We start from the raw sequence: 11,089 nt of genomic DNA, 5'->3' as shown, positions 1-11,089 counted from the left end.
CGGCGGTGGCCCCTCCGGGGGCCGCCGCCGTCGTGCAAGAATCTCGCCGAGGTGAGGCGACATCGACGGCCTGCTCTTGATGACGCTGTTGCCCCTGGTCGGCTTCATAGCCCTGACCGCGGGCAACGCGTTCTTCGTCGCGGCCGAGTTCGCCCTGGTCACGGTCGACCGGGCGGAGATCGACCGCCGGGCCGCCGCTGGCGACCAGGCCGCCCTGACGGTCCGCACCGCGCTGCGTGAGCTGTCCTTCCAGCTCTCCGGGGCGCAGCTCGGCATCACCATCACCGCGCTGCTCACCGGCTACCTGGCCGAGCCCGCCCTGGCCCGGATCTTCACCCCGCTGCTACGACCGGTCGCCGGGGACAGCACCGAGCGTTTCACCCCGTTCCTGGCGCTGGCCCTGGCCACGCTCATCTCCATGCTCTTCGGCGAGCTGGTGCCCAAGAACGCGGCGCTCGCCCAACCGATGCCCGCCGCGCTGGCCACCGCCGGGCCGATGCACACCTTCTCCCGGACGTTCGGCTGGGTGATCCGGGGCCTGAACGGTTCGGCGAACCGCCTCGTCCGGGCGCTCGGCGTGGAGCCGCAGGAGGAGCTGGCCAGCGCCCGCTCGCCGGAGGAGCTGGGCCTGCTGGCCGCCATCTCGGCCCGCGCGGGCGCGCTGCCCCCGGACACGGCGATGCTGCTGCGCCGCACCATCCGGTTCGGCGACAAACGGGCGGCCGAGGCGATGACCCCGCGGGTCGACGTGGTGGCGCTGCGTGCCACCGCCACCGTGGCCGAGCTGCTCGAGGAGTCCCGGCGGACCGGACGGACCCGCTTTCCGGTGTACGAGGAGACCCTGGACCTGGTCACCGGTGTGGCCGGCGTGCCGGACGCGCTGGGCGTGCCGCTGGCCGCGCGGGCGTCGACGATCGTCGGATCGGTGGCCCGGGAGCCGGTGTACGTGCCGGAGAGCCTGGACCTGGACGGCGTGCTGGCGGCGTTGAAGGCGGCCGGGGCCGACCTGGCCATCGTGGTCGACGAGTACGGCGGCACGGACGGCGTGGTCACGATCGAGGACCTGGTCGAGGAGCTAGTCGGGGAGATCGCCGACGAGTTCGACCCGGCAAGTGTGGACGACACCGGGCCGGTCGAGCTGACCGTGCCGGGTGGGGAGCGCACGGTGCTGGTGGACGGGGTGCTGCGCTCCGACGAGCTGGCCGAGCAGACAGGCTTCCGACTGCCCGAGGGGCCGTACGAGACGTTGGCCGGCTTCCTCATGGCGCAACTGGGGCACATCCCGCTGGCGGGCGAGACAGTCGACGCGGACGGCTGGGAGTTCACAGTGGTGGAGGTGGAGCGGCACCGGATCGAGCAGGTCCGGGTGCTGCGCCCGGCGGAGCCGGACGCCGATGACTGAGCTGCTGGTGACAGTGCTGCTGCTGCTCGGCAACGGGTTCTTCGTGGGCAGCGAGTTCGCGCTGATCGCGTCGCGGCGGACGGTGATCGAGCCGCTGGCCGCCAGCTCGAAGCGGGCCCGCTGGGCGCTGTCGGCGATGAACCAGATCCCGCTGATGATCGCTGGCGCGCAGCTCGGCATCACGGTCTGCTCGCTGGGCCTGGGGGCGATCGCCGAGCCGGCGCTGGCTCATCTGCTGGAGTCACCGTTCCACGCCGTCGGCCTGCCCGAGCGCGCGGTGCATCCGGTGGCGTTCGTGCTGGCGCTCGGCGTCGTCGTCTTCCTGCACACGGTGGTCGGCGAGATGGTGCCGAAGAACATCACGCTGGCTGGTCCGGAGGTCTCCGCGCTCTGGCTGGGCCCGGCCATGCTGGCCTTCTGCGTGGCCACCAAGCCGTTGCTGCTGGCGATGAAGTGGGCGGCCCGCCGGGTGCTGGCGTTCTGGCGGATCGAGGCGACCGAGGCCGTGAAGACGGTGTTCACCGCCGAGGAGTTGGCCGGGCTGGTGTCGCAGGCGCGTACCGAAGGGCTGCTCGACGCCGAGGAGCACGCCCGCATCACCGGGGCCCTGGCCCTGCACACCCGGACGGCGGCGGACGCGTTGCAGCCGTGGTCGACGGTGGTCACGGTGGCCGAGGACGTCTCCCCGGCGTCGCTGGAGGTGCTGGCGACCCGGACCGGCCGGTCCCGGTTCCCGGTGGTGCAGCGGTCCACCCGACGTGTCCTGGGTTTCGTGCACGTCAAGGACGTGCTCGGGTACGCCGGGCAGGGCCGTCGGGCGCCGGTGCCGGCCCAGGTGTACCGACCGCTGGCGGTGGTGCCACCGGAACGTACGCTGGCGGATCTGCTGCTGGCCATGCGCCGCGAACGGCGGCACATGGTGCTGGTCAGCGACGGTAGGCGTCCGCTCGGAGTGGTCACGCTCGACGACGTATTGACCGCAATCGTTGGGTAATTGACGAACACCCTTGGTGTGCAAGCGGTTGCGTGACAGTGACGGTGACTCGGCTCGCCTTGATTCCGGCCCACCGCTTCCCTAATGTGGGGCACCGACCGCTGTGGGTCGTCTGCCTCGGCCCTTCCCTCACGCGAGGCGCCCGGCGGTCGGTTGCAAAGGAGTCGGTGCCGGTGGCAACCATGCCCCCTCATCGTCACGCCCCGGGACTGCCCGTTCGGCCGGGCGGTCTGCGTCGGGTCGCCCACCGTCTGCTCGTGCTGGTCGCCGCTGCCGCGGTCGGCGCCGGAATGCTCGCCGTGCCGGCTCAGGCCGAGCCCACGGTCGACGAGATCGAGGCGCAGATCGACAAGAAGTGGGAGCAGTTGGAGCCCACCATCGAGCAGTACAACAAGGTCCGGGCGCAGCTGAAGGTCAACCGGAAGAAGTCGTCCGACCTGCAGAAGAAGATCGAGCCGCTGGCCCTGCAGAGCGAGTTGGCGCTCAACCGGGTCGGTGACCTCGCGTCCCGCTACTACATGTCGGGCCCGTCGCAGGAGATCGGCGCGCTGCTCGTCAGCGCCAAGCCGGACACCCTCACCGAGCAGCTCACCCTCCTCGACCGGCTGGCCGCGCAGGAGCGCAAGCAGGTCGAGGGCGTGCTGGCCGTGCGGGCCAAGTACGACGGCGAGAAGCAGAAGCTCGACGCTCTGATCGCCACCCAGACCCGGCAGCAGAACGAGCTGGCGGCCAAGAAGAAGCAGATCGACGCCGAGATCAAGAAGCTCGAGGCGTCGATGCCCAAGACCACTGTCAAGACCGTCGGCTGCCCGACCATCAACGGTGTGCTCGCCGTCGCCGCCCAGAAGGCGATCAAGACGGCCTGCCAGCAGGTCGGTGACCCGTACGTCTGGGGCGCCACCGGCCCGAACTCGTTCGACTGCTCGGGGCTGACCCAGTACGCCTACAAGTCGGCCGGGATCTACCTCACCCACCACACGGGTGACCAGTGGAACGAGGGCAAGGCCGTGTCGCGCGCCGACGCCCGTCCCGGTGACCTGGTCTTCTTCTTCTCCGGCCTGAGCCATGTCGGGCTGTATCTGGGTAACAACCAGATGGTGCACGCGCCTCGTGCCGGCAAACCGGTGCAGGTGTCCAGCATCAACACCATGCCCATCGCCGGGTTCCGCCGACCCGGCTGATCCAGCTGACGTCACGAGGGCCCCCGGTCGGATGACCGGGGGCCCTCGTCGTTTGTCGTCGTCAGCGGGGTGCGCCCACCGGGGACGGCAGGAGCTGCACGTCGGCGAGATCGACGTACATGATGCGGTGGCCGAACTGGATCTGCACGTACCGGTTCTTGCCGCGGATCACCGTCCAGTCGCCGGGCGAGGAGCCGTCGAACGTGCTGGCCCGGTAGTACTCACCGGCCAGCACCGCGCCGACGGCGTACCGCTGACCGGCGGCGAGCGTGTACTGCAGTGGTGAGATCGCCTGGTACGGCACACCCTCGGGGTAGGCGGCCTGCTCCGGGTACGCCCGACCGTAGACCGGGATGGTGGCCCGGCCGGGCTTCGGGACGGCCACCACGCCGACGGTCCAGCTGGCGGTCGGCGCGGACGCCGGGTTGTGGAACCAGGCGCGTTGCCCGAGGTACCAGATGGCCGTCCAGTCGCCCTGCCGTCCGGCCAGGGCGTACGTCTGGCCGGCGGAGGCCCGGGCCCCGTGGTCCGACACGTCCATCGTGTTCGGGGTGCCGTCCGGGCGCAGCGCGATGTCGTTGACCAGCGGCGCGTCCTCGGACGGCGCGGTGTGCAGCACCACCGACGAGGAGCCGCGCGGCGCGCACGGCGTCCCAGGGGTGACGCAACCGGTGAACGCCGGTTGGTTGGTCGCGTAGTCGGGGTCGATCCGGACGAGCCCGGTGGCCGGGGTGCCGGTGTCCAGGCGCGGTGCGTGCAGCAGGTCGAAGTAGTGCGTCCAGTCCCAGTACGGCCCCGGGTCCCAGTGCATGCCGCGCACTGTCGACGCGATGGTGCCGGGCACGTTGTCGTGGCCGATGATGTGCTGGCGGTCCAGCGGGATCCCGTACCGCAGCGCGAGGTGCCGGACGAGTTTCGCCGAGGTCCGGTACATCGCCTCGGTGTACCAGGTGCCCTGCGCGGCGAAGCCCTCGTGTTCCAGCCCGATCGACTTCGCGTTGACGTACCAGTTGCCGGCGTGCCAGGCGACGTCCTTGGTCTTGACGTGCTGGGCGATGTTCCCGTCCACCGAGCGCAGCGAGTAGTGCCAGCTCACGTAGGTCGGGTCCTGGACGAGTTTCAGCGTGGTCGCCCAACTCGCCTCGGTGTCGTGGATGACGATGTACTCGATCTTCTGCCGGGCGGGCCGGTCGGAGAGATCGTGGTTGCCGTAGTCGCCGTCGCCGAACGCCTCGTAGGGTGCCGGGATCCACTCACAGGAGACGGTCCGTGGGCACTCCAGCCCGTCCGGGCGGGCGAGTCGTCGCAGGCCCAGCCGGTCCAACCAGGAGCGCTGGGGCTGGACCGTGCGGGCCGGCAACGTCACCCGCTGGCCGTCGTCGGTCACGCGGGACTCGCCGGCGCCGATGGTGGTGAAGACCTCGTCGGCGAAGGCCGCCGCGGCGTCGGCGCTGTCCGCGCCGGCGTACCGGGCCACCGCGCCGTACCAGGTCGCGGGGTCGGTGCCGGCACCCACCGGGGCGCCCACCTCCCGTTGGTACGCGGCCAGCAGCGCCGCCCCGCCCCGAATGTTTGTCGTCGGGTCGCTGCGCAGCGCCTCGGGGGCGGCCCCGGTCAGCGCGGCGGCGGCGTCGACGGTCTGCAACGCGGCGGTGGGCGGCGCGGGATCCGTGGCTGTTGCGGGTGCCATGGGGGCACGGGAGTTGTCGCCGCGCGGATCCTCGGCGCCGGCGTCGTGGTGGCCGCGCGCGGGTAGGGCGGCCACGTGGCGGGCATCGGTCAGGTGCATCGGTCCGTAGCCGCCGCTGGTGCTCGGGGTGCCGGCGTTGCTGTCCCAGCGGGACTCCAGGTAGGAGACCCCGAGCAGCACGGCGGTCGGCACGCCGTACTCGGTCGACGCGGCGGCGTACTGCTGCTGACGGTCGGCGGAGGGTGCTGCGGAGGCGGTGCCGGCGCTCAGCGGTACGGCGGCCGTGGCGATGACCACCGCGACCGCGAGCGATGCGCGCCGGCCGGCGGACAGGGTTGGACGTTCCATCGAACCCCCTAGATTTGACTGGTAACTGTGTGGTCACCTTCGCGCCGGTCGGGAGTCCGCGTCAATACCTTTCCATATATCAAACTGCATCGAAAGAAACCTTCACACACGCTCGGTGATCTCCTCCAATCGGTACGGAGTGTCACGGCCGCACGGGTTGCGGATCGGTAACGGCCGTCTCTACTCTGGTCATTTGTCGGCCCGGTAGCAGGTCCGCCCATCCCGGGCGGTAACGGACCGACACCGCCGAGTCGCTTTCGAGCGAGCCGGGGACCCAGGTTCCCCCGGGGTGAATCCGCAGCCAATGCGGTAGGGCGCCAACTTCCCGCCCGAACCCGTCAGCTAACCCGGTAGGCGGTCGGGAAGAAGGAGTACGGAACCCCGGTGGCCCTCCATGCCCCGCGGCCGTCGTCCGAACGGTCGGCCCCGGCCGACCCGACGTCGACAGTGCCGCGTCCACGCTGGTCCCGCTTCACCACCGCCCTCGCCGCACTGGTCGGCGTTGCCGTCGTCCTGACCGGCAGCGCCACGGCGGCCCACGCGGACCCGTCCGTCGCCGAGATCGAGCGCCAGATCGACGCCGACTGGAACAAGCTCGAACCGGTAATCGAACGGCACAACGCCACCCGCGCGGACCTGGCCGCCAAGCGCAAGCAGGCCGACGCGCTCGCCGCCCGCATCGCGCCCCTGGAGCGCCAGGTCGACGCCGCGATGAACAAGGTCAGCGCGCTTGCCGTGCGCGCGTACATGGGCGAGAACCTGTCGACGGTCAACACGATGCTCGGCAGCCGGTCGCCCGGTGAGGTGGTCGGGCAGCTCGAAATGCTCGACCGGTTCGCCCACAACCAGCAGCAGGACGTCCGGCAGGTCGCCGATCTCCGCGACGAGCTGGCCCGGCAGAAGGCGCCGCTCGACGAGATGGTGGCCCAGCTGACCCGGACCGAAGCGCAGCTGGCGGCGAAGAAGAAGCAGATCAACGACGAGATCGACAGGCTGCAGAAGCTGCGCCTCAAGGTGTACGGCAACGGCGGCGGCGGTCCCCTGCGTCCGGCGCCCTGCCCGGCCAGCTACCCCGGCGGCGGCGCGGGCATTGCGGTCAAGTTCGCCTGCGCTCAGATCGGCAAGCCGTACGTGTGGGGCGCCGAGGGTCCGAACTCGTACGACTGCTCCGGGCTGATGCTCGCCGCGTGGGCGAAGGCCGGTGTGTCTCTGCCGCACAACGCCGCCGCGCAGAGCCGGGTGACCAAGAACGTCAGCAGGGCCGATCTGCGCCCCGGTGACCTGGTCTTCTACTACAGCGACATCCACCACGTCGGCATGTACGTCGGCAATGGCTGGGTGGTGCACGCCTCCCAGGCCGGTGTGCCCATCAAGATGAAGAAGGTCGACGACGGGCCGATCCACAGCTACGGCCGTCCCGGCTGACCGACGCCGGACACAGCGAGGGCCCGTCGCGATCTCGTCGCGGCGGGCCCTCGTCGTGCGTCAGCGCGTCGGCCAGGCACGCCAGTTCTGCCAGGAGCGGCTCGGCGTTGGCCCCCGCTGGCCCTGGTAACGCGAGCCGTAGACCACCGAGCCGTACGGGTGCTCGGCCGGCGAGGAGAGCCGGAAGATGCAGAGCTGGCCGATCTTCATGCCCGGCCAGAGGGTGATCGGGAGGTTCGCCACGTTGGACAGCTCCAGCGTCACGTGACCGGAGAAGCCCGGGTCGATGAACCCGGCGGTGGAGTGGGTGAGCAGGCCGAGGCGGCCCAGTGAGCTCTTGCCCTCCAGCCGGCCGGCGAGTTGGTCGCCGAGCGAGATCACTTCCAGCGTCGAGGCGAGCACGAACTCCCCCGGGTGCAGCACGAACGGCTCGCCCTCGGGCACCTCGACCACCGAGGTCAGGTCGTCCTGCTGCATGGCCGGATCGATGTGGGTGTAGAGATGGTTGTTGAAGACCCGGAACAGCCGGTCGAGTCGTACGTCGATGCTGGACGGTTGGACCAGGGTGGGCTCGAACGGTTCCAGGCCCAGCGTGCCGGCCTTGATCTCGGAGACCAGGTCGCGGTCGGAGAGCAGCATCGGACCACCATAGCGGCGTCGGCCGGATCGGCCGGATTCGGTGCCGGTGACCAGCGCGTCGAGGTCGCTGCTCGTACATTTGTTCGATAGAATGCTCGCATGGCTTCCTGGTCCGAATTCGCCGCCGACGAGCCCCGCCTCGCCGACGGGATCCGCGTTCTCCTGCAGCAGTACGGGCCGGGCTTCGGCTACCTGGCCACGGTCCGCGCCGACGGCGGGCCCCGGGTCCATCCGGTCTCCCCGGTCATCACCGACGAGGGTCTCTTCTGCTTCATCATCGACTCGCCGAAGCGCCGCGACCTCGAACGGGACGGCCGCTACGCGCTGCACTCGTTCCCCCCGGAGGAGAGCGACGACGAGGCGTACGTGGCGGGCCACGCCTGGCCGGTCACCGACCCGGTCCAGGTGGCCCGACTGGCGCAGAGCGCCCGGGCCGAGCCCCAGGTCGACTGGCGGCTGTTCGAGTTCACCGTCGACGTGGCGATGTTGACCCGTCGCGAGCAGCACGCCGCAGGCGTCCCGGGTGTCGCCCCGAGCCGTCCGGCCGTGCGGGTCTGGCTGGACCCGCAAGCCCCGCCCGCGCCGGCCGCGCCGGTCCCCGTACCGCAGACGCGCCCGGCCCGGCGCAGCCGTGACGTCCAGTGCACGGCCGCCTGACCACGGCCCTGTTGTCCCACAGAACGCCGGTGCCGGCTCCGTCGTGACGGAGCCGGCACCAGGTGTACGCGAGGAGAGTTACGCCGCGCGGTACGCGTTCCACGCGGTGAGCATGCGGCTCGCCTGACCCGGGGTGAACTGGTACATGCACGAGTCGTAGGTGTAGTCCATGAAGTTGGTGATCGGGTCCAGGCCGGTCGCCGAGCAGGTGTCCCGCCCGGTCGGGCACTGGTACGCCGGCGACGCCTCGGCCGGGGTGTCGCTGACGCCGTCACCGGAGCCGCCGCAGCCACCCTGGAAGGTGTGGTAGAGGTTCAGCCAGTGACCGATCTCGTGGGTGCCGGTGTCGCCCTGGTTGTAGTTGGTGGAGGTGCCACCCGGCAGGGACTCGTTCAGCACGACCACGCCGTCCATGCTGCTCAGCTTCCGCTGCGGGAAGGTCGCCCAGCCGAGCAGGTCGTCGCTCAGCTCACCGAGGTAGATGTTGAGCGTGTTCTTGCCGCCCACCCGCAGCGACGACTTCATCGACCGCTCCGCCGACGAGCCGTCGACGATCGGGTACCAGGACGGGTTCGTCACCCGGTTGATCTTGTCGAGCCGGAAGGCGAAGGCGGTGGCAGCGCCGCCGGTCCCGCCCGCGTAGGCCTGGTTGAGCACGCTGATCTGCGAAGTGATCATCGAGTCCGGGATGTTGCCGCCGGCCCGGGTGCTGTCCTCCTGGATCACGTGCACCACCACCGGAATGGTGACGGTGGCCAGCGTCGTGGCGCCGGCGCCGGCCCGGAAGTTGGCGCGCTCACGCAGCGCCGCCGCGAGGTCGGCGTCGCGTTCCCGGACCTGCTTCGCGGTCAGCTCGTTCGGGTCGTGCGTGGCCGCCGCGCCGGGCTTCACCCGAGCGTTGGCCTGGCTGTCGGCCGGCTCCGCACAGGCGCCGCCCGGCGCCGCGGAGAAGGCCGAAGCGGCCGGAACGACGCCCACCGCAGCGGTGCTGAGCAGCAGCGCGAGGGTCGTCGACGCGACACCGGCGGCACGCCGGGTCAGCAGGTTGGGACGGAGTCCCATGGGCCCACCTCTTTCTGGTGGCGCGGCAGGGGGTGTGTCACGCCATGGCTGGAACGTGTGGCAGACGTTACAACCCATCAATGCATTTGAGAATGGCCATATGTTGCCGTCCGGAAACTTCTTCGAGGTGAGGGCGTCCACTGCCGGCGGGGGCACTGGTACCAGCCGGCGGCGAGGGCGCGGATGCTCGCGGTGTCACAACTGTCCGGCAGGCAGCCGATGATCAGCTCAGTGATGTCCCAGCTCGGACCGCGCCGGTAGCGACTATTGAGGTGCTCCGACAGCTTCTGCCGATTCAGCCCGGGGAACGACAACCGGCGGATCTTGGCAGTACGGAGGATCTTCGGGTTGGCCGGTGACTGACGACCTTGCGAGAAGGCTGGCGCTGAATGGTCGGCGTTCGAAGTCCTTGGTGGTGGTCCTGATGGACCGCCGGGGCAAAGCCTGCTGGTCCGTCCCCGAGCGACCACTGGGTGACGGCGTTTGCCCCGGCTAGGCTATCCGGCCAGGATTTCCGTGTCCTATGCAAGGACCGGTGCTACCGGAGGACGTTTCACGCTTCCGCATCGAGCGAAGCGGCCTCCTCGTCCAGGCGATACAGCAGGCTGCAGGCGAGCATGAGGCCCTGGACCGCGTTGCGCCGGTTGAACTGGCGCGGGCTGACCGTGTGCGCGGTGGCATTGCGGCTGAACGTCGCAGGCACCTTGTCGCCGTTGGCGACGAAGAACTGCTGGTATGCCTGCCACATGGGGGCGAACGCAATGAACTGCCGGATGTTGAACTCGTCGTAGGCTTCCTTGGTGCGCCTGCCGTTCCGGTCGGGCGTGTACTTGTAGCGATCCTTCCCAAAGTACGCGGTGACGATGGCGTCGACGAGGGAGCCGGCAAGCGCCTGTGCCGCTGCCGTATGGCCGGCGTCCAAGGCGTCGAGCGCGGCCACGGCAAAGGGGACGTACGGGGCGACCGCTTTCGACGTGCAGCCCACGACGACCGTGCGGCAGTCGGCCGAGATGGTCCCCCACCGGGCGCCGAGGATCCGCCGGCGCTCGCTCGCCCCGCTGGCCCGGATCAGCGCGTCGGCGGTGGCCCTGGGCGGCAGGCCGTACAACGGGATGCCCTCCACCATGACGACCGTCTCCACGTTCGCGAACTTCAGACCTTCGATCGCGCGCAGGTTCGGCGGGTAGAAGCTGGACCGCATGGCCGCGATCGCCGGTCCAAGGTTCTTGAACAGGGCGGACTGCTGTTCGGCGAACGTCGAGGTGATCCTGGATACGGTCGCCAGCGACTCCGCGATGCCGCCCAGGTCGAGGTTCTTGGTGAGCTGCTCGGCGATCCTGCCGACGTTCGACAGGGCCGGGAGGGTGTTCTTCTTGAAGGCGTCGCTGGCGAAGATGCCGGAGATCTGCTTTTTCCACGCCGCCTGCGCGTCGAGCATGCTCGCCATGGAACTGCGGAGGGCTTTCGTCTGCTCCGGAGTGAGCTCGATGCGCTTCTCGCCCTCGTCATTATCGCCAGCAGGCTTTTCCATGGTCTCGTCGGTCACCGCATCTCCTTCGGCAGTCCGTGCGTCGGTAGTCGCGCTGGACGTGCATGATCTGGCCCGGTCGATCATCCTGCCGCATATGGGAACGGGGCCGTTGAGGGCTTCCGTCGGAGCTCGGACGCGGGTGGGTCGGGAGGCGGTGCTC

General features: G+C 70.0%; 9 protein-coding genes and 1 riboswitch. Of the genes, 5 read left to right on the top strand and 4 right to left on the bottom strand.

Annotated elements, in window-relative coordinates; translation table 11 throughout:
- Window positions 1-79: 79 nt before the first annotated feature.
- The 3 genes from AB0B39_RS06770 to AB0B39_RS06760 all read left to right on the top strand — a co-directional run bounded on the left by AB0B39_RS06770 (window position 80) and on the right by AB0B39_RS06760 (window position 3,577).
- Window positions 80-1,402, top strand: a complete 1,323-nt coding sequence (locus tag AB0B39_RS06770) for a hemolysin family protein (RefSeq protein WP_357491597.1) — start codon at window positions 80-82, stop codon at window positions 1,400-1,402.
- Window positions 1,395-2,396, top strand: coding sequence for a hemolysin family protein (locus AB0B39_RS06765; RefSeq protein WP_357491595.1), 1,002 nt, complete (start codon window positions 1,395-1,397; stop codon window positions 2,394-2,396). The genes AB0B39_RS06770 and AB0B39_RS06765 overlap by 8 nt, the downstream gene beginning before the upstream one ends.
- 167 nt (window positions 2,397-2,563) lie before the next feature.
- A complete protein-coding gene (locus AB0B39_RS06760) occupies window positions 2,564-3,577 on the top strand; it encodes an NlpC/P60 family protein (protein ID WP_357491593.1) in 1,014 nt (337 codons plus the stop codon).
- 61 nt (window positions 3,578-3,638) lie between these two features.
- On the opposite strand, the gene AB0B39_RS06755 is transcribed toward AB0B39_RS06760, so the two are convergent.
- Complete coding sequence (locus AB0B39_RS06755) at window positions 3,639-5,615, bottom strand: peptidoglycan recognition family protein (protein WP_357573678.1); 1,977 nt, start codon at window positions 5,613-5,615, stop codon at window positions 3,639-3,641.
- Between the two features lie 234 nt (window positions 5,616-5,849).
- A riboswitch (cyclic di-AMP (ydaO/yuaA leader) is annotated at window positions 5,850-5,986 on the top strand.
- Window positions 5,987-5,999: 13 nt separating this feature from the next.
- Here AB0B39_RS06755 and AB0B39_RS06750 point away from each other — a divergent pair.
- Window positions 6,000-7,040, top strand: a complete 1,041-nt coding sequence (locus tag AB0B39_RS06750; RefSeq protein ID WP_357491589.1) for an NlpC/P60 family protein — start codon at window positions 6,000-6,002, stop codon at window positions 7,038-7,040.
- 60 nt (window positions 7,041-7,100) lie between these two features.
- Here the strand turns inward: AB0B39_RS06750 and dcd are convergent, their stop codons facing one another.
- Window positions 7,101-7,679 carry a dCTP deaminase gene (gene dcd, locus AB0B39_RS06745; RefSeq protein WP_234588933.1) on the bottom strand — a complete coding sequence of 193 codons (579 nt, stop codon included), beginning with the start codon at window positions 7,677-7,679 and terminating at the stop codon, window positions 7,101-7,103.
- A 99-nt stretch (window positions 7,680-7,778) separates the two neighbouring features.
- Here dcd and AB0B39_RS06740 point away from each other — a divergent pair, with 99 nt between their 5' ends.
- Window positions 7,779-8,336: a pyridoxamine 5'-phosphate oxidase family protein gene (locus AB0B39_RS06740; protein ID WP_357491587.1), complete on the top strand. Its 558-nt coding sequence runs from the start codon at window positions 7,779-7,781 to the stop codon at window positions 8,334-8,336.
- Between the two features lie 78 nt (window positions 8,337-8,414).
- On the opposite strand, the gene AB0B39_RS06735 is transcribed toward AB0B39_RS06740, so the two are convergent.
- Both AB0B39_RS06735 and AB0B39_RS06730 read right to left on the bottom strand, forming a co-directional pair.
- Window positions 8,415-9,398: a zinc metalloprotease gene (locus AB0B39_RS06735; protein WP_357491585.1), complete on the bottom strand. Its 984-nt coding sequence runs from the start codon at window positions 9,396-9,398 to the stop codon at window positions 8,415-8,417.
- Window positions 9,399-9,951: 553 nt separating this feature from the next.
- Window positions 9,952-10,944, bottom strand: coding sequence for a hypothetical protein (locus AB0B39_RS06730; protein WP_357573677.1), 993 nt, complete (start codon window positions 10,942-10,944; stop codon window positions 9,952-9,954).
- Window positions 10,945-11,089 lie beyond the last annotated feature (145 nt).

The sequence above is a fragment of the Micromonospora sp. NPDC049114 genome (assembly GCF_040648635.1).
Taxonomy (GTDB): domain Bacteria; phylum Actinomycetota; class Actinomycetes; order Mycobacteriales; family Micromonosporaceae; genus Micromonospora.
The sequence above is the reverse complement of the archived record's forward strand: the minus strand, read 5'-3'. Positions and strand labels throughout refer to the sequence as shown.

Excerpts from the sequence above, each read along its gene's own strand:
- dcd (WP_234588933.1), bottom strand. The coding sequence starts at position 7,679 with ATGCTGCTCTCCGACCGCGACCTGGTCTCCGAGATCAAGGCCGGCACG.
- AB0B39_RS06765 (WP_357491595.1), top strand. The coding sequence starts at position 1,395 with ATGACTGAGCTGCTGGTGACAGTGCTGCTGCTGCTCGGCAACGGGTTC.
- AB0B39_RS06740 (WP_357491587.1), top strand. The coding sequence starts at position 7,779 with ATGGCTTCCTGGTCCGAATTCGCCGCCGACGAGCCCCGCCTCGCCGAC.
- AB0B39_RS06770 (WP_357491597.1), top strand. The coding sequence starts at position 80 with ATGACGCTGTTGCCCCTGGTCGGCTTCATAGCCCTGACCGCGGGCAAC.
- AB0B39_RS06755 (WP_357573678.1), bottom strand. The coding sequence starts at position 5,615 with ATGGAACGTCCAACCCTGTCCGCCGGCCGGCGCGCATCGCTCGCGGTC.
- AB0B39_RS06735 (WP_357491585.1), bottom strand. The coding sequence starts at position 9,398 with ATGGGACTCCGTCCCAACCTGCTGACCCGGCGTGCCGCCGGTGTCGCG.